The following is a 16,589-nucleotide window of genomic DNA, read 5'->3' as shown; positions in this document are numbered from 1 at the left end:
TAGCGAAAGGATGCGCGATGAAGAGAGGTTGGTTGTGGTGGGGAAGTGGCGCCGTGGTAGCGCTGGCTGCCGTGGCATGGTGGTGGCGACCGCAGCCGACGCCGATCAGGCTGGCTGAGGTCGGGCGCGGGGATGTGCTGGTCACTGTGGTCAACACCCGGGCCGGCACCATCAAGTCGTGTCAGCGGGCCGGGCTCAGTCTACCCGGTGGCGGCGTGGTGGAGCGGATCGCCGTCAAGGCCGGGGATAGGGTAGCCCGGGGGGATCTGCTGCTGACCCTCTGGAGTGATGATATTCGTGCCGATCTTGCCCGTGCCCGTGCCCAGCAGGTCCTTGGCAAGACCCAGCGTGAGGAGCGTTGTAGCGAGGCGGCCTACTACGAGCGGGAGGCCAACCGGCTGGCCACCTTGCTGGCCAAAAACCTCACCTCCCGCACGCTCGCCGAACAGGCCCAGAATCTGGCCGATACCCGCCGCTATATCTGCCGCGCATCCCGTCAGCAGGAGCGGGTCGACGAGGCGCAGGTCGCCCAGGTGGAGGCCCGCTTGAGCGAGCGCCGCCTGCAGGCGCCGTTTGCCGGTGTGGTGGCGGAGGTCAACAGCAAGCTGGGCGAATACATGACCCCTTCACCGCCCGGAGTGGCCATGCCCCCGGTTATCGATCTTATCGACGATAACTGTCTGTATGTCTCAGCCCCCATCGATGAGGTGGATGCCGCCCGCCTCAAGGTGGGGCAGTCTGCCCGGGTACTGCTCGATGCCATGCCCGGGCGCGATTTTGTCGCCACCGTCACCCGCATTGCCCCCTATGTGAAGGAGCTGGAAAAGCAGGCCCGCACCGTGGAGGTTGAGGCGGTGCTCACCGCCCTGCCCACCGATGTCCCCCTGCTTATCGGCTACAGTGCCGACCTTGAGGTCGAAGTGACCCGTGCTACCGATGTGCTGCGGGTGGCGGCCAGCAGCCGGGCCGACGATGGCAGCGTGTTGCGACTGGAAGGGGATAAGCTGGTGCGAGTGCTGCCCCGCTGGGGCGTGGAGAACTGGAACTGGATTGAGGTGGCCGAGGGGCTCGCCGCCGGTGATCGGCTGGCAGCCCAGCCCGGACAGATTGTCGGAGAGGGCCCCTTCAGCGCCGCCACGGAGCAGACGGATGAGTGATCTCATTCGCCTCGAGGCCGTCAGCCGTCGTTTCACTCTGGGGGGGAGCGAAGTGGCCGCCCTCGAGCGCGTTTCCCTGCGGGTTGCCGAGGGGGAGTATCTGGCGGTGATGGGCCCCTCGGGATCCGGCAAATCGACCCTGCTCAATGTACTGGGGTTGCTGGATCGGCCCGACGAGGGGCGCTACTGGCTGGGGGGCGAGGATACCGCCACCCTGTCAGAACCTGCGCTGGCACAGCTGCGCGGCCATCGCATCGGTTTCGTGTTCCAGTCGTTTCACCTCATCTCCCGCCTCACCGCCCGTGAAAACGTCGAATTGCCGCTGATGTTGTGCGGGATTGCCCCCGCCGAGCGCCATCGCCGCAGCCAGCGGTTGCTGGGGGAGCTGGGGTTGGAGAATCGGGCCGAGCATCGCCCTGCCGAGCTCTCCGGTGGTCAACGTCAGCGGGTAGCTATCGCCCGGGCCATGGCGATGGCACCGCGCCTCATCCTGGCCGACGAGCCCACCGGCAATCTCGACTCCCGCTCCGGGGAGGAGGTGATTACCCTGCTGGAGAGGCTCAACCGGGAGCAGGGGATCACGCTGGTGGTGGTGACCCACGACCCGCGCCTTGGTGAACGGGCGGGCAGGCGGATCCTGATGAACGATGGCCGTATCAGCACCGATAGCATTGATAGCACTCATAGTGACGGAGGCTGAATGCGGCGACCCGATGTGATCCGCTTTGCCGCCGTGGCGTTATTGCGTCAGCGTTCACGGGCACTGGTCTTGATCCTGGCGGTGAGTCTGAGCGTGACCTCGGTGCTGCTGCTCACCGCGCTGGGGGAGGGGGCGAGGCGTTATGTGGCCGATCAGTTCAGCTCCCTTGGCAAGGATCTGCTGGTGATGTTCCCCGGCCGCAAGGAGACCACCGGCGGGTTACCGCCGGTCACCGGCAACAGCCTGCGGCAGATCACCCTCGATGACATGCACTACCTTGGCCTGCACCAACCCAAGGTGCGGCTGGTGCCGCTGGTGATGGGCTTTGCCGAGGCCAAGCAGGGGGCACGGCTGCGCCAGACCATGCTGCTTGGCAGCAGCAACGGGCTGCGCGATACCCACGGGCTGGAGCTGCTCTCCGGCCGCTGGCTGCCGGGGGATGCCGCAGAGGATCGACCGGCCGTCCTGCTCGGGGAAGTGGTGGCCCGTGAGCTGTTCGGTCAGGCCAACCCGGTCGGTCAGTGGCTGCGTTTTGACAATCGCCGCTTTCGGGTGGTGGGGGTCTTCACCAGCCAGAGCAGCAATCTGGGGATGGATATGGCCGAGGCGGCGCTGATCCCGGTGGGCAGCGCCATGCGGCTGTTCAATACCGAAGGGCTGTTTCGGCTGCTGATCCAGCCGTTGGCGGGGCAAGCGGTGCCCCCGCTGGTCAAGCGACTGGAGCAGCTGATGCAGGCGCGCCACGGGGTGCTCGATGTGACAGTGGTGCGCCGCGACGCCATGCTGGCCACCTTCTCCACCATTCTCTCGACCCTTACCCTGGCGGTTGCCGGCATCGGTGCCATCAGCCTGCTGGTCTCCGGCATCATGATGATGAATCTGGCGCTGATCAGTACCCGCCAGCGCACCGGCGAGATCGGCCTGCTCAAGGCGCTGGGGGCCGACAGTCGCCAGATCCGCCAGCTGTTTTTGTGGGAGGCGCTGCTGCTGAGTGGCAGTGGTGCGCTGTTTGGCACTGCTCTGGGTTATGCCTTGGTTGCCCTCGCCGGGCTGGTGTGGCCCGCTTTTCCGGCGGCAGTCCCTCTGCTCGCGACCCTCTGCACCATACCGGCGGCCCTGCTGACCGGGCTGTTTTTTAGCTGGCTGCCTGCCTCCCGGGCGGCACGGCAAGATCCGGTCAGTAGCCTGCGCAGCGGGCAATGGAGCGGTGGCTGATGCGCGCCGCCGATCTGCTGTTTTGGTTGTGGCGCGCCTTGCTGGCGGGGCGCAGTCGCAGCCTGCTGTCGGCGCTGGGCATCGCCATCGGGATCGCCTCGGTGACCCTGCTCACTGGCATTGGCGAGGGGCTCAGGCTCTATCTGCTCGACAGCTTCTCCCAATTTGGCACCCGGCTGATCGCCGTGACTCCGGGCAAAACCGAAACCGCCGGTGGCCCGCCCGGTATTCTCTCCAGCAGCCGTCCCCTGCTGCTGGAGGATGCCGATGCCCTCGCCAGATTGCCAGGTATCGAGGCGGCACTGCCGGTGGTGCAGGGGCAGGGGGAGGTGCGCAGCCGCGGGCTGACCCGCAGCACCGCCATTCTGGGCACCGGCCCGGCGGCGCTTTCCGGTTGGCGACTCACGCTGGTGCAGGGGCGTTTTCTGCCTGCGGATGACAGTGCCATGCCCCGCGCCTATGCGGTGCTGGGCTCCAAGGTGGCGGCGGAGCTGTTTCCCGGTGGCGATGCGCCGGGGAGCCTGTTGCGCGCCGGTGATCGCCGTTTTCGGGTGGCCGGGGTGCTGGCCCCCAAAGGGCAATTTCTCGGCTTTGATCTGGACGACATGATCTATCTGCCCGCCGCCCACGCCCAAGCGCTGTTCAACAAGGAGGGATTGCAGGAGATCGACGTCATCTATCGCGCCGGGCAGAGGGAGGCCGACATCTCGGCCCAGATCCGGCGGGTGCTGATCGCCCGCCACGGCGCCGAGGATTTTACCCTCACCTCCCAGCAGGACATGCTGACTAGCCTCGACAAGATCCTCTCCATCATCAAGCTGGCGGTTGGCGGGCTCGGTATTATCTCGTTGCTGATCGGGGCGGTCGGCATCTTCAGCATCATGAGCATCGCCCAGCAGGAGCGGATCCCCGAGGTGGGCTTGCTGATGGCGCTGGGTTGCCCACGGCGCCGTATTCTATTGCTGTTTCTGCTCGAAGCCGTGGTGCTGGCGCTGCTGGGCGGGGCCATGGGACTGGCCCTGCTCGGCGGGCTCAAGCTGCTGCTTGCCCTGCTGGCGGCCGGCTTGCCGCTCACCCTCCATCCTCTCTATCTGCTGCTGGCGCTCGGTTGCAGCGCCCTGGTCGGTCTGCTGGCCGGGGTCGCTCCTGCGCTGCGGGCTGTGCGTCTCGACCCCGTGGTGGCCCTGCGAGGTGATTAGGCGATTACCTCCGCAATCGGCACGCAGCGCTCTGATCTGAACAGGGGGGACTAGGCGACCTCCTCCGCAACCGGCACGCTGCGCTCTGGCCTGAACAGGGGGGGACTAGGCGACCACCTCCGCAACCGGCACGCAGCGCTCTGATCTGAACAGGGGGGACTAGGCGACCACCTCCGCAACCGGCACGCTGCGCTCTGATCTGAACAGGGGGAAGTAGCGGCGATCCGCCTGACTCATGTGGCCGACCACCAGCTCCTGAATGATGAAGTTGAGCAGCTCGTCGTTGCCCAGCTTCCCCGCTTTGGCGGCGAGCAGCAGCTGGCCCGCCTTGTTGAGCAGGCGCTGGTGATCCTGACGGTGGCTGGCCAGCTCCCGATAGTCGATCTCCGCCAGCATCTGCTCTTCAAAGGCGAAGTGGTGACGGGCCATGTCGAACAGGCTCTCCAGACTCTCCAGAAACGGGGCCGGGTGTTCGTGTTGATCCTTGACCCGCTCCAGCAGCCGGTTGGTCAGCACGAACAGCTGGCGATGCTCGGCATCGATGCGCGGATGACCACACTCGTGGCCGGGCTGCCACAGCAGGGCGCCCTGCTCCGGATCAAGCCCTGCGCTAAAGAGGCAGACCCGGCCACGGCCGCGATGCTTCGCCTGATACATGGCCTGATCGGCCTGGTGCATCAGGGTCTTGGCATCCTCTCCGTGCTCCGGATAGAGCGCCAGCCCGATACTGCTGGAGATAAGCAGCTCCTGCCCCTCCAGCTGGAACGGATCGCGCAACTGGCGGTGCAGCTTGTCGGCCACCGCCAGCACTTCATCGCCGGTATCGGGCAGCAAGATGACGAACTCGTCGCCCCCCAGCCGCGCCACCAGATCCTGCTCCCGCACACAGTGACGCATTCGTTCGGCCACCAGATTGAGCAGGATATCCCCGGTTTCATGGCCGAAGGTGTCGTTGATCGGCTTGAAGTGATCGAGATCGATTAACATCAAAGCCAGCGGACGGGGCGTCTCCTGCTCCAGCAGCTCCTTGAGCCGTTGTTGCAGCAGGCGGCGATTGGGCAGGCCGGTGAGGGGGTCGTAAAAGGCGAGGCGGTGCATCATTGCCTCCCGCGCCGCACGCTCGGTGATATCCCTTGTGACGCCCAGGATCGCCTCGGGTTGGGCCGTGCCACTGCCATGGAGCGTGGTGATGGTCTCGGTCGCCACCAGATGGCCATGCTTGTGACGCAACTGGGTGCGGATGACCCGGCGGGTCTGGTCGTGTTCCCCCCGTTGCCAGGCGGTGAGGGTGGCGGAGATCTCCTCGCGCAGCAGTTGCCGCGAGGCATCCGGCAGCAGTTGCTTGAGCGGCATGGCAAACAGTTCGGGGGCCTCGTAGCCGCTCAGGGCGGCGATGGCTGGACTGACATAGCGAAAGCGCAAGCTGGTGGCATCCATGGTCCAGATCACATCGGCGCTGTTCTCCGCCACGAAGCGGTAGTGCTGTTCGCTCTGGGCCAGCTCACGGGTCAGCCGCTGGCGATCCCGCGCCTCCTGACGTAGCCGCAGATAGAGGTGCAAGAAGATGCCGAGCAGGGTCATCAAGGTAAAGGTGACGAGCATGGCCACCGCCACGCTCTTGTCGAGCAGCTTGCGCTGCTGGCGCAGCCGCTCTTGCGCCGGGTCGTAGATAAAGTGGTCGAGGTTGGGCAGCACCTGGAGCATGCCCGCCTCCAGATAGGTTTTGGCGATCTGCAGCCAGCGCTCCTGCTGCATGTAACCCGGTTCGACAAGATCCGGCTGCATCAGTGCTCTGGTTTCGCGGGCCTCGAACGCCAGCTGGTCACGACCCGCGCCGCTCGGGTACTGCTCCATGATCAGGTTGATCATCTCTTCGGGGTTGTCCATCGCATAGCGCCACCCCTTGAGGCTGGCCTGCTGGAAGGCGTAGACCCGATCCTGTCGGGTGATCAGTTCCCGCTCGGAGGTAAACAGGTTGTCACCGTAGAAATCGAAGCCGGCGGTACGCGGTCTAAAGACCCGATAGGGGATCCCTTTTTGCTGCAGATAGAAGGGTTCGGTGGAGCTGTAGGCGCTGATGGCATCCACCTCGCCCGCCAGCAGTGCCTGCAGTCCTCTCTCATAGGGAACGGTGACCCAGTCACGGCGCTCGTTATGCCGGGTCAGATAGGTCAGCAGCTCGTTGGAGCCTGGCTCCAGCATCAGCCGCTTGTTGGCCAGATCCGCCGGGTTGCGGATATCGGGCCGTTCCAGCGTCAGCAGCACCAGTGGCGAGTGTTGCAGCAGGGCGGCGAGCACCACCACCGGGCGGCCAGCTGCCCGGTCCAGCAGCAGGTCACTGCCGCTGATGCCAAAATGGGCCTTTCCCGAGATCACCTCGCTGACCACATCGGTTCGGTCGTTCGCCTCGCGCAGGGTGACCCGTAGACCGGCATCCTGATAGAAGCCCTTGGCGATGGCCGCGTAGTAACCGGCAAACTGGAATTGATGTTGCCAGGGCAGTTGCACGATGACCTGCTCCTCGGCTCGCAAGGGGGGAGAGGTCAGGGTGGCGATGACCAGACTGACCAGCATCGGCAGGAACCAGCTGGGGCGCTGGCGGGGGTCGGCGTTCTCCGTCATACAGCGTTCTCTCGGGAGGCGGTGTCTAAGCTAGATTCAAGCAATTCGTTGTAACCTGCAAGGGGGGTGAAGGCGTTTGCAATGGGGTGTCCGGGACATTAAAAGTCATTTTTGTGTCATTCATCACACTCGATATGCGCATACTGTTTTTTGGCGAGTTATGTGACGAAGAAGAGAGCCATATGGCCAATTAAAGTGGTCGCATTCTAGCCATTTTTTCCCGTTTTTATCGTTGTCTTTGTGGTTTGACTGCATTTTTTTCGTGGTTTCACGTCAAGTTGTGTCGTTATATCAAAAGATACTTTTATGGGGCGGTCGGGTGTGAAGCCAATGTATCCATGCTGCAGCGCGCCGGTTAAGGTGAAACGGGTCAGTGATGGCCCCGTCAGTGTTATCATGTTGCCCCCTGTTCCGGATAAGGTCCTGTTATGTCCCGCTTGCGTCTGCTTCTCTCCGACTCTCACGATCCCCTGTTCAATCTGGCCGTCGAGGAGTGCATCTTCCGCCAGATGGATCCCGGCCAGCGGGTGCTGTTCCTCTGGCGCAACGCCAATACCGTGGTGATCGGTCGGGCCCAGAACCCGTGGAAGGAGTGCAATACCCGCCGGATGGAGGAGGATGGCGTGACCCTGGCGCGCCGCAGCAGTGGCGGTGGCGCCGTGTTCCATGACCTTGGCAACAGCTGCTTCACCTTCATGGCGGGCAAGCCGGAGTATGACAAGAGCATCTCCACCGCCATCGTGCTGGACGGGCTCAAGCGGTTGGGGAGCGAGGCGTTTGCCTCCGGTCGCAACGATCTGCTGGTGGCCACCCCGGACGGGGAGCGCAAGGTATCGGGGTCAGCCTATCGGGAGACCCTGGATCGCGGTTTTCACCACGGCACCCTGCTGCTGGACGCCGACCTCGGGCGTCTTGCCAACTACCTCAATCCCGACCCCAAGAAGCTGGCCGCCAAGGGGATCAGCTCGGTGCGCAGCCGGGTGGCGAACCTGTGCGAGCTGCTGCCGGGGATCGACCATCAGCAGGTGAGCGAGGCGCTTGCCGAGGCGTTTTTCCACCACTACGGCGCGCGGGTCGAACCCGAGCATATCTCCCCGGCGCAGATGCCGGATCTGCCGGGCTTTGCCGAGACCTTCGCCCGCCAGCGCAGCTGGGAGTGGAACTATGGCCATGCCCCGGCGTTCAGCCATCTGCTGGAGGAGCGGTTCGGCTGGGGCGGGGTGGAGCTGCACTTTGATGTGGAGAAGGGGATTATCACCCGGGCGCAGCTGTTCAGCGATACTCTGGAACCCGCCCCGTTCGATCTGCTGGCAGCCGAGCTGGCGGGTTGCGACTATCGGTCGGAGGCGGTTGCCGCGCGCCTGCAGCCCTGGCTGGCGGCCTTCCCGCAGCAACAGGTCGAGCTGGCGGAGTTTGCCCTGTGGCTGTTGACCTCCCTGCGTTGAGGGTGGCGCTGCGCTGATGGCCGTCTGGTAGTAAGGACTCTGTCAGCCAACATGTGAACGAGATCACGAAATGCAAAGAGGCGCCCCAAAGGCGCCTTTTTGCCAGCCCTTGTCATGGCTGATGCATGACAAAAAGTAGGGTAGGCCATTAGATATTGTCGCTGTCGGCACCGCTGGCACAGGGGTATAACGGCCGCACATTTGCTGTACTAATGGTATAAAAATGAGTGACTTAGTTTATCTGAAAGACGAAAGCGTCAACGCCGTCCACCCCGAGTTCTCAAACCGGTTTGCAGCCGTAAAAGCCAACTTTTTCTCGCGCAATCCCGATCTCTGGCCGGTTTTTCGCGAACCCGGCTTTGCCACCCTCAATGAATTTCGGGCCCGTGGCCTGGCCCCGGATGCCCGTCTGAACGCCTGGCCAGATGGCCGCGCCCGCCTTGCCGATCTCTGCGAGACCATGCCGGTGCCCGCCACCATGCGCACCCCGGGCGAGCCGATGGCCGAGCTGCTGTTTGCCGCCGCCCTGTCGAAGGATTGGGAGAACCCCTCCAGCGTCGAGAACGTCATCACCATGTCGGCGGATCCCGCCATCTACGGCGCCCAGCTGGGCATTCTGGCCAACCCCAATCTGGTCTACTCCGAATATGCCGGGGTGGCCGAGGAGCTGGAGAAGAAGGTGGTGCGCCAGATAGCGCTGCTGGCGGGTTATGATCCCGAGCGTGCCACCGGCATCTTCACCCAGGGGGGCACCTTCTGTAACCTCTATGGCTACCTGCTCGGCATTCGCAAAAGCCTGCCGGAGGCCAAGCACAAGGGGCTCGGCCACTATCAGGATTACCGCATTATCAACTCCCAGGGCGGTCACTACTCCAATATCACCAACCTCTCCCTGCTCGGGGTCGATATCGAGAACAAGACCATCCGCATTCAGGTCGGCGAGAACAATGACATCGATCTCGACCACCTCGAACGCACCCTGACCGCCTGTTTTGCCCTGAAACACGTGGTGCCCACCATCATGCTCACCATGGGCACCACCGACACCTTCGGGGTGGATCAGGTCAAGCCGGTGTTCGAGCTGCGCAATCGCCTCTGCGAGCAGTTCGAGGTGACGGTCAAGCCACATATCCACGTCGATGCCGCCATCGGCTGGTCGATGATCTTCTTCCTCGATTACGACTTTGCCGCCAACCCGCTCGCCATCAACAGCGCCACCCTGGCGGGGATCGAGCGCAACGTGGCGCGCTTTGCCGAGCTGAAATATGCCGACTCCTTCACCGTCGACTTCCAGAAGTGGGGCTATGTGCCCTACACCTCCAGTCTGGTGATGATCAAGGAGCAGGATGATCTCAAGGCGATGGAGAATGACCCGGAGAACTTCTCCTACTTCGAGCGAGACATTCAGGGTCAGACCCACCTGCAGTCCACCATCGAGTGCTCCCGCGGCGCGAGCGGCCTGTTCGGTGCCTATGCGGCGCTCAACTACATGGGGGTCGAGGGGTATCGCACCGTGCTGGCCCACTGCCTGCAAAATGCCAACTACTTCCGCTTCCGGTTAAGCCAGCTCGGCAACGTCAAGCTGGTGGCGCAGGAGAATCAGGGGCCAAGCGTGGGCTTCAAGATCTACAACCCCGAGTGGGTGAGCGATCCGGATGCCGAGTTCGCCTTCGAGCTGGCCCGCTCCAGCGATCCTGCCTACAAGGCGCGGCTGCAGCGCAACACCGACTACCACCGCAGCCTGTTCAAGGGGCGCGGCAAGGTGGGGCTCTACACCAACTGGGTGGAGGCGGTGGCCCACTCCGAATACGACGCACGGGGCAAATACTCCTACATCGCCGGGGAGAAGGCCGTCTTTATGAATCCCGCCTGCACCCGCGAGCAGATCGACGCCTTTATCGACCATATTCGCGGTTGAGGGCGGTTGCCTGACTGTCGAGCGCGGTCAATGGTGGCAAGAGGTGGTTGGGGTGTATCACGCCAACAGAGAAACGAAGGGCAAGCCGGTTGGCTTGCCCTTCTGTTTTAACGACGGTATGCGAAAGCGGTGGAAAAGGCTGTGCTCAGAGGGCCAGCAGTTGCTCATTTTCGACAATCTCGCACCCTGCGGGCAGTGTCGAGAGGGCGATCATGGCGCGGGCCACCTGCTGGGCCTCGATGGCGCGCCAACGGGCGAGCCTGCCCACCAGCAGCGGCCGAAACAGCGGATAGATAGCCTGAAAGATCTGCTCCGAGCGGCGCGGCGGTTGGCGATCCCCCAGCAACATGGCGGGCCGCACGATGGCGAGCCGTGGCCAGGATTGGGCCAGCAGGGCCTGCTCCATCTCCCCCTTGGTACGCGGATAGAGAGCCGGAGACGATGCGTTTGCTCCTATGCTCGAGACCACGATCAGCCGCTGGCAACCGTGGCGGCGGGCCAGTTCGGCAAAGGCGAGCACATAGTCGAGATCGACCCGGCGAAACGCCTCGGCAGAGCCCGCCTCCTTGCGGGTGGTGCCGAGGGCACAAAAGGCGATATCCACCGGGCGGGAGAGGGTGACGCTGGCCAGCTCATCATAATTGACCGGCAGCCAGTGGTGCGCCTCCTTGCCCGGCTTGCGACAGAGCAGGGTCAGTTCATGTTCGGCAGGCAGTTGCTGCACCAGTTCGCGACCGATCAGGCCGCTGGCTCCGGCAATCAGGATCCGGCTCATGGGGATTCTCCCTGTGTCATTCGATGGTGTTGATGCCATGGTGGCTGCTCATCAGCATCAGGTAATTTGCGGGCAGCTGCAATGGGGGGAGATGACTCAGTGTTGCCTGGCAAGATACATAGTGCGGGGCTGGATAAAACAAAACCGGCGCGAGGCCGGTTTTGCGGGATATCAGAGCGGGGTATTGAAGGCTGCTGGCAGCGGGAAGTCACCCGTCACTGTGGTCAGCCTGTCATTGGCGAAGGTGACGGTGAGCTCTTTGCGCTCCTTGTCGCCGTGGCCCGGCTGGAATTCATAGAGGTAGTACCAGGTGTTGGGGTCAAAGCCGTCGCGCAGCATGGGGGTCCCCAGCACATAGCTGACCTGCTCGCGGGTCATCCCCTGGCGCAGTTTGTCGACCTGTTTTTGTTCCACATAGTTGCCCTGGGGAATATCAATGCGATAGACCAGGCTGCAACCGGAGAGGGTGAGGGCGGTCAAAGCCGCGGCAATCAGGTGTTTCATCCGCATATCGAGTTCAGATCATCCATACAGTCTTTTTGGCTCGGCAAATCATACCGACTCCCTCCACGGAAGTAAAAAGCCATTGATCCATCAGCCAATAAAAAGGGTCGCACTGCGACCCTTTCTGGCAATCAGGCAGCGATTACATGGCTGCGCGGAAGATGGCGACGATCTCTTCGTGGCTGGCCTGTTTCGGGTTGGTGAAGCCGCAGGCATCTTTCAGGGCGTTGCTGGCCAGAGTGTCGAAGTCATCGGCCTTGACGCCGAGCTGCTCCAGACCGGCCGGGATCTTCACATCCAGCGCCAGCTGCTTGATGGCGGCAATGGCAGCGGCGGCGCCCTGCTCGTCGTTCATGGCGCTCACGTCCACACCCATGTAGCGGGCGACATCTTTCAGGCGAGCGGCGCTCACCTGGGCGTTGTAAGCCTGAACGTGGGGCAGCAGCACGGCGTTGCAGACACCGTGGGGCAGGTCGTAGAAACCGCCCAGCTGGTGCGCCATGGCGTGCACGTAACCGAGGCTTGCGTTGTTGAAGGCCATGCCGGCCAGGAACTGGGCATAGGCCATCTGCTCGCGGGCGTGCAGATCATCGCCCTGGTTGACCGCGGTGCGCAGGTGCTTGGCAATCAGTTCGATGGCCATCACGGCGCTGGCATCGGTCACCGGGGTGGCGATGGTGGAGACATAGGCCTCGATGGCGTGGGTCAGGGCATCCATGCCGGTGGCGGCGGTGAGACCGGCCGGCTTGGCCAGCATCAGCTCGGGGTCGTTGACCGACATCAGCGGGGTAACGTGTTTGTCGATGATGGCCATTTTCACCTGGCGCGCTTCGTCGGTGATGATGCAGAAGCGAGTCATCTCGGAGGCGGTGCCGGCGGTGGTGTTGATGGCGATGAGCGGCAGTTGCGGCTTGGCGGAGCGATCCACCCCTTCGTAATCCTTGATGTTGCCACCGTTGGCTGCCACCAGCGCGATGCCCTTGGCGCAGTCATGGGGTGAGCCGCCACCGAGCGAAATGACGCAGTCGCAGCTGTTGGCCTTGATCATGGTCAGACCCGCTTCGACGTTGGTCATAGTGGGGTTCGGCTTGGTTTCATCGAAAACCACGCTCTCAATGCCATGTTCAGCCAGCAGGGTGGTGAGCTTGGCGACCACGCCAATCTGGTTGAGGATCTTGTCGGTGACGATCAGTGCCTTGCGATAGCCGTAACCCTTGATATCGGCGGCGGCCTCTTGCAGACAGCCGGCACCCATCAGGTTGATTGCGGGAATATAGAACTTGAATGTAGCCATGATGGACTTCCTGTAGTTAGCCATTAAGTGGTAGTTGGCCGCTAGGCTATCATCTCAAAAGGGATACAAAAGCATCTTGTTTACAACTTTACGGGGTCGATCACGAGTCGTTAATTAAGCGCTGAACCGGGCTTGACTTTCCCTGTTCGAGACCCTTTTTCAGAAAAACGTTTGTCAATTATTTCATTGGGTTAGCAAACGTTTTGCGCGATCTTTGTGACTGTCAATGCGTGGAAGTGTGAGGCGCTTCAAGGAATTGGAAAGCGCTTTCGACCATAGTTGGCGCCTCCCCGAAGAGGGGGGTAAAGGCTTGAAAGTATCATAAAGAATCATCTTAACTTGCGCCCTGACCATGCTGGCAGGGGGCAACCAGGAGTCCACTATGTCTGATGTATTTCACTTGGGTTTGAAGAAAGCGGATCTGCAAGGCGCCACCCTGGCGATCGTCCCCGGTGACCCCGAGCGCGTCAAGCGCATCGCAGAGCTGTTGGATAACCCGGTGCACCTGGCCAGCCATCGTGAATTCACTACCTGGCGCGGCGAGATGGACGGCAAGGCCGTGATCATCTGCTCTACCGGTATCGGTGGCCCGTCCACCTCCATCGCGGTAGAAGAGCTGGCCCAGCTGGGTATCAACACCTTCCTGCGTATCGGCACCACCGGCGCCATCCAGCCGCACCTGAACGTGGGTGACGTGATTGTGACCACCGGTTCCGTGCGCCTCGACGGTGCCAGCCTGCACTTTGCACCGATGGAGTTCCCGGCTGTTGCCGACTTCGACTGCACCACCGCGCTGGTCAACACCGCCAAAGAGATGGGCTCCAAGCTGCACATCGGTGTGACTGCTTCTTCTGATACCTTCTACCCGGGTCAGGAGCGTTACGACACCGTATCCGGCCGCGTAGTGAGCCGTTTCCAGGGTTCCATGAAAGAGTGGCAAGCCATGGGCGTGCTGAACTATGAGATGGAATCTGCCACCCTGCTGACCATGTGCACCAGCCAGGGCCTGCGTGCCGGTATGGTAGCTGGCGTTATCGTCAACCGTACCCAGCAGGAAATCCCGAACGCCGAAACCATGGCGAAGACCGAATCTGATGCCATCAAGATCGTACTGGGCGCTGCCCGCAAGCTGATCTGATAGCACCACAAAGAGTGGGGGGGGGGGCCGTTGCGAAAGCACGGCCCCTATCTTTATCCGCCGTTTGTTCCTTTTTCTCTCCAGTAACCCCTTTCACTCTTCCCGCCGCTCTCGCGTCTATTGCCATCTACTGACGGCCTCTACTGATTGCTCCTAAAAAGGCGCTGCACAGCGGATCTGCATCGGCTCACCGCTCACCGGATGTGCAAAATCCAGCTCGCTGGCATGCAGCATCAGCCGCGGTGCTTGCTCGCAGCCAGGTGACAGCAGGCCGCCATAGAGATCGCAGCCGAGAATGGGGTGGCCCAGCAGCTGGCTGTGGATGCGCAGCTGATGGGTGCGGCCGGTCTCCGGCACCAGCCTTACCCGGGTCAGTGGCACGGTCTGGCCTTGCATCGGCTGCGCCAGCCGCTCAATCACCCGATAGCGGGAGCGGGCGGGTTTGCCGCTGGCGGCGCAGATCTTCATCAGCGGGAAAATCGCCGGATCCTTGGCAATGGGGGCATCGATCACCCCCTCATCGTCAGCGAGATGGCCGCACAGCAGGGCGCTGTAGGCCTTGCTCACCGCCCGTTGACTGAACTGCTGGCACAGCAGGGCATTGATGGCCTTGTTTCTGGCCACCACCATGATGCCTGAGGTGCCGAAGTCGAGGCGGTGCACCAGGGTGCAGCCGGGGTAATCCTGCACCAGTCGATAATGCACCGAGTCGAGGTTCTGCGGGTTCTTGCCCGAGAGGCTCAGCAGGCCGCTCGGTTTGTTAATGAGCAGCAAGTGCTCATCCTTAAACAGGATCTCGATGGTGGCACTGCAGGGCGGGGCGATAAAGGTGTCGACGATAACGGACATAGGGCGCACGGGCTGGAAACGGGGGGCGATCATACCCGAACTGGCGCGGCCGGGCGAATGGGCGGTGCGCTGTTTCGGGAACGGAACGGGATGCGCTATGCAACCTCTTGATAATGAGCTGCTTTGAGCGAGGCGGTGTGCCGTGTAAACCGCCTGGGTCACCAACAAGGCCCCGTTTTGTGACCCCTTCCCGAGTTCATCCGAAGCTTGCTTGTTAAGGTATGACTCCCTGTTATGTTGTAAGGACCCTTTCCATGGCACTGCCCGTTATTCTCGATTGTGATCCCGGCCACGACGACGCCATTGCCCTCATTCTGGCGCTGGCCAGCCCTGAACTTAAGGTGCTGGCGGTCACCACCAGCGCGGGCAACCAGACACCGGACAAGACCCTCAACAATGCCCTGCGCATCCTCACCTTGCTGGGGCGGGACGATATTCCGGTGGCGGCCGGGGCGCCGAAACCGCTGGCCCGCGAGCTGATCATCGCCGACAACGTCCACGGCGAATCGGGCCTCGATGGCCCCAAACTGCCGGATCCCGCCTTCGCGCCGCAGGCCATGACGGGGCTTGAATTGATGGCCAAGTGCCTGCGCGAGAGTGCGGAGCCGGTGACCCTGGTACCGACCGGGCCGCTCACCAATATCGCCCTGCTGCTGGCAGCTCACCCGGAGCTCAAACCAAACATTGCCCGCATCGTATTGATGGGGGGCGCCGCAGGGGCCGGCAACTGGACCCCGGCGGCGGAATTCAATATTTATGTGGACCCGGAAGCGGCCGATATGGTGTTCAAGTCGGGTATTCCCATCACCATGTGTGGCCTCGATGTGACTCATGAGGCGCAGGTGATGGACGAGGATATCGAGCGGGTGCGCGCCATCACCAATCCGGTGGCCCAGTGCGTCGCCGGGCTGCTCGACTTTTTCATGATCTACCACCGGGATCCCAAGTGGGGATTTGCTGGTGCACCGCTGCACGACCCCTGTACCATTGCCTGGTTGCTGGCTCCCGAGCTGTTCCACGGGGTCGAGTGCCGGGTCGATATCGAGACTGGCGGCACCCATACTTGCGGCATGACGGTGGTGGATCGTTATGGTCTGACCGGCAAGCCAGCCAATGCGCTGGTGCTGTTGGGGCTGGATCGTCCGGGCTTTATCGATCTGCTGGTGACGCGGCTGCGGGCGTTTGACTGATCGTCGGTTCATTTTTGCAAGAAGGGGCGGGGAATGTGGAAGAGAGGGGTGGTGCTGCTGGCCGGGTTGCAACTGACGGGTTGTGCGACGCCATTTGAGCGGATGTGGCAGGGGCTGGCGACCTGCGAGTTTACCGATCTCTATGTGGATGAGACGGGCAGGGCCGCCAATCTACAACTGGCCAACTACACCCCTTACAAGGTGAGCGACGGCTTTGCCTGGTACAAGGTGCACGAGGAGCTGCACGGCCTGCCGGTGGTCGGCTTTATTGTGCCTGCCGCAAGCTTTGAAGTGCATGCCCTCTTTGTCGATACCCCCATCGCCAACGCCCGCCGGTTGACCCACAACGCCTACGGCAGCGAGTTTAGTGACGAGCAGCAGCACGATGAAGGCTCCGCCCCTTTGCTGCTGCGCGATCCCAACAACCCCAAGCGCTCCATCATCGATTGCACCAGAGGGGAGTCGGAAGAAGAACTGGAGGATTCGGCCATGCCCGAGTAGGGCGACCTGCCACGCCATCGGCATGAAAATAGAGGGGCCAGCCTTGTCGGCTGGTCCCTCTAGTTATTTAGTGCAGAGTGAT

Annotated in this window: 14 protein-coding genes; 9 read left to right on the top strand and 5 right to left on the bottom strand. The window is 62.5% G+C overall.

Going from position 1 to position 16,589, the window contains the following annotated elements; genetic code table 11:
- Positions 1 to 17 precede the first annotated feature (17 nt).
- Genes BSP75_RS03485 through BSP75_RS03470 form a run of 4 tightly spaced genes read left to right on the top strand, consistent with a single transcriptional unit; the run spans position 18 to position 4,271 of the window.
- Positions 18 to 1,157: an efflux RND transporter periplasmic adaptor subunit gene (locus tag BSP75_RS03485; RefSeq protein ID WP_075112238.1), complete on the top strand. Its 1,140-nt coding sequence runs from the start codon at positions 18 to 20 to the stop codon at positions 1,155 to 1,157.
- Positions 1,150 to 1,857, top strand: coding sequence for an ABC transporter ATP-binding protein (locus BSP75_RS03480; RefSeq protein ID WP_075112237.1), 708 nt, complete (start codon positions 1,150 to 1,152; stop codon positions 1,855 to 1,857). The genes BSP75_RS03485 and BSP75_RS03480 overlap by 8 nt, the downstream gene beginning before the upstream one ends.
- Positions 1,858 to 3,072 carry an ABC transporter permease gene (locus tag BSP75_RS03475; RefSeq protein ID WP_075112236.1) on the top strand — a complete coding sequence of 405 codons (1,215 nt, stop codon included), beginning with the start codon at positions 1,858 to 1,860 and terminating at the stop codon, positions 3,070 to 3,072.
- Positions 3,072 to 4,271 (top strand): ABC transporter permease, encoded by a 1,200-nt coding sequence (locus tag BSP75_RS03470; RefSeq protein WP_075112235.1) that lies wholly within the window; start codon positions 3,072 to 3,074, stop codon positions 4,269 to 4,271. The genes BSP75_RS03475 and BSP75_RS03470 overlap by 1 nt, the downstream gene beginning before the upstream one ends.
- A gap of 159 nt (positions 4,272 to 4,430) precedes the next feature.
- Here the strand turns inward: BSP75_RS03470 and BSP75_RS03465 are convergent, their stop codons facing one another.
- Positions 4,431 to 6,893: a diguanylate cyclase gene (locus tag BSP75_RS03465; RefSeq protein ID WP_075112234.1), complete on the bottom strand. Its 2,463-nt coding sequence runs from the start codon at positions 6,891 to 6,893 to the stop codon at positions 4,431 to 4,433.
- A 428-nt stretch (positions 6,894 to 7,321) separates the two neighbouring features.
- Here BSP75_RS03465 and BSP75_RS03460 point away from each other — a divergent pair, with 428 nt between their 5' ends.
- Positions 7,322 to 8,338 (top strand): lipoate--protein ligase A, encoded by a 1,017-nt coding sequence (locus BSP75_RS03460; protein ID WP_075112233.1) that lies wholly within the window; start codon positions 7,322 to 7,324, stop codon positions 8,336 to 8,338.
- A gap of 223 nt (positions 8,339 to 8,561) precedes the next feature.
- Positions 8,562 to 10,256: a pyridoxal-dependent decarboxylase gene (locus BSP75_RS03455; RefSeq protein ID WP_075112232.1), complete on the top strand. Its 1,695-nt coding sequence runs from the start codon at positions 8,562 to 8,564 to the stop codon at positions 10,254 to 10,256.
- A 145-nt stretch (positions 10,257 to 10,401) separates the two neighbouring features.
- On the opposite strand, the gene BSP75_RS03450 is transcribed toward BSP75_RS03455, so the two are convergent.
- The 3 genes from BSP75_RS03450 to yiaY form a co-directional block, all read right to left on the bottom strand.
- Positions 10,402 to 11,031: an NAD(P)H-binding protein gene (locus tag BSP75_RS03450; protein WP_075112231.1), complete on the bottom strand. Its 630-nt coding sequence runs from the start codon at positions 11,029 to 11,031 to the stop codon at positions 10,402 to 10,404.
- A gap of 171 nt (positions 11,032 to 11,202) precedes the next feature.
- The gene (gene bamE, locus BSP75_RS03445) at positions 11,203 to 11,541 is read right to left on the bottom strand and encodes an outer membrane protein assembly factor BamE (protein WP_005337980.1); all 339 of its coding nucleotides are present in this window, start codon (positions 11,539 to 11,541) and stop codon (positions 11,203 to 11,205) included.
- 136 nt (positions 11,542 to 11,677) lie between these two features.
- Positions 11,678 to 12,829, bottom strand: a complete 1,152-nt coding sequence (gene yiaY / locus BSP75_RS03440; RefSeq protein WP_075112230.1) for an L-threonine dehydrogenase — start codon at positions 12,827 to 12,829, stop codon at positions 11,678 to 11,680.
- 382 nt (positions 12,830 to 13,211) lie between these two features.
- Here yiaY and udp point away from each other — a divergent pair, with 382 nt between their 5' ends.
- Entirely contained in the window at positions 13,212 to 13,967 is a 756-nt protein-coding gene (gene udp / locus BSP75_RS03435; protein WP_042657049.1) for a uridine phosphorylase, read from the top strand.
- Positions 13,968 to 14,120: 153 nt separating this feature from the next.
- Here udp and BSP75_RS03430 read toward each other — a convergent pair whose 3' ends face one another.
- Positions 14,121 to 14,849: an RluA family pseudouridine synthase gene (locus BSP75_RS03430; protein WP_075112229.1), complete on the bottom strand. Its 729-nt coding sequence runs from the start codon at positions 14,847 to 14,849 to the stop codon at positions 14,121 to 14,123.
- 221 nt (positions 14,850 to 15,070) lie between these two features.
- Between BSP75_RS03430 and rihA the strand changes: the two genes are divergently transcribed.
- Together rihA and BSP75_RS03420 are read left to right on the top strand one after the other, a co-directional pair.
- The gene (gene rihA, locus BSP75_RS03425; RefSeq protein ID WP_075112228.1) at positions 15,071 to 16,006 is read left to right on the top strand and encodes a pyrimidine-specific ribonucleoside hydrolase RihA; all 936 of its coding nucleotides are present in this window, start codon (positions 15,071 to 15,073) and stop codon (positions 16,004 to 16,006) included.
- A 33-nt stretch (positions 16,007 to 16,039) separates the two neighbouring features.
- The gene (locus BSP75_RS03420; RefSeq protein WP_075112227.1) at positions 16,040 to 16,507 is read left to right on the top strand and encodes a hypothetical protein; all 468 of its coding nucleotides are present in this window, start codon (positions 16,040 to 16,042) and stop codon (positions 16,505 to 16,507) included.
- Positions 16,508 to 16,589: the final 82 nt, after the last annotated feature.

This window comes from Aeromonas sp. YN13HZO-058 (assembly GCF_001921245.1).
Classification (GTDB): Bacteria; Pseudomonadota; Gammaproteobacteria; order Enterobacterales; family Aeromonadaceae; genus Aeromonas; species Aeromonas allosaccharophila.
Note: the sequence above shows the minus strand (reverse complement) of the source record. Positions and strands in the feature narration are given on the sequence as shown.

Bases quoted from the DNA above. Each gene is read 5' to 3' on its own strand.
- BSP75_RS03485 (WP_075112238.1), top strand. From the start codon at position 18: ATGAAGAGAGGTTGGTTGTGGTGGGGAAGTGGCGCCGTGGTAGCGCTG.
- BSP75_RS03480 (WP_075112237.1), top strand. From the start codon at position 1,150: ATGAGTGATCTCATTCGCCTCGAGGCCGTCAGCCGTCGTTTCACTCTG.
- BSP75_RS03475 (WP_075112236.1), top strand. From the start codon at position 1,858: ATGCGGCGACCCGATGTGATCCGCTTTGCCGCCGTGGCGTTATTGCGT.
- BSP75_RS03470 (WP_075112235.1), top strand. From the start codon at position 3,072: ATGCGCGCCGCCGATCTGCTGTTTTGGTTGTGGCGCGCCTTGCTGGCG.
- BSP75_RS03465 (WP_075112234.1), bottom strand. From the start codon at position 6,893: ATGACGGAGAACGCCGACCCCCGCCAGCGCCCCAGCTGGTTCCTGCCG.
- BSP75_RS03460 (WP_075112233.1), top strand. From the start codon at position 7,322: ATGTCCCGCTTGCGTCTGCTTCTCTCCGACTCTCACGATCCCCTGTTC.
- BSP75_RS03455 (WP_075112232.1), top strand. From the start codon at position 8,562: ATGAGTGACTTAGTTTATCTGAAAGACGAAAGCGTCAACGCCGTCCAC.
- BSP75_RS03450 (WP_075112231.1), bottom strand. From the start codon at position 11,031: ATGAGCCGGATCCTGATTGCCGGAGCCAGCGGCCTGATCGGTCGCGAA.
- bamE (WP_005337980.1), bottom strand. From the start codon at position 11,541: ATGCGGATGAAACACCTGATTGCCGCGGCTTTGACCGCCCTCACCCTC.
- yiaY (WP_075112230.1), bottom strand. From the start codon at position 12,829: ATGGCTACATTCAAGTTCTATATTCCCGCAATCAACCTGATGGGTGCC.
- udp (WP_042657049.1), top strand. From the start codon at position 13,212: ATGTCTGATGTATTTCACTTGGGTTTGAAGAAAGCGGATCTGCAAGGC.
- BSP75_RS03430 (WP_075112229.1), bottom strand. From the start codon at position 14,849: ATGATCGCCCCCCGTTTCCAGCCCGTGCGCCCTATGTCCGTTATCGTC.
- rihA (WP_075112228.1), top strand. From the start codon at position 15,071: ATGGCACTGCCCGTTATTCTCGATTGTGATCCCGGCCACGACGACGCC.
- BSP75_RS03420 (WP_075112227.1), top strand. From the start codon at position 16,040: ATGTGGAAGAGAGGGGTGGTGCTGCTGGCCGGGTTGCAACTGACGGGT.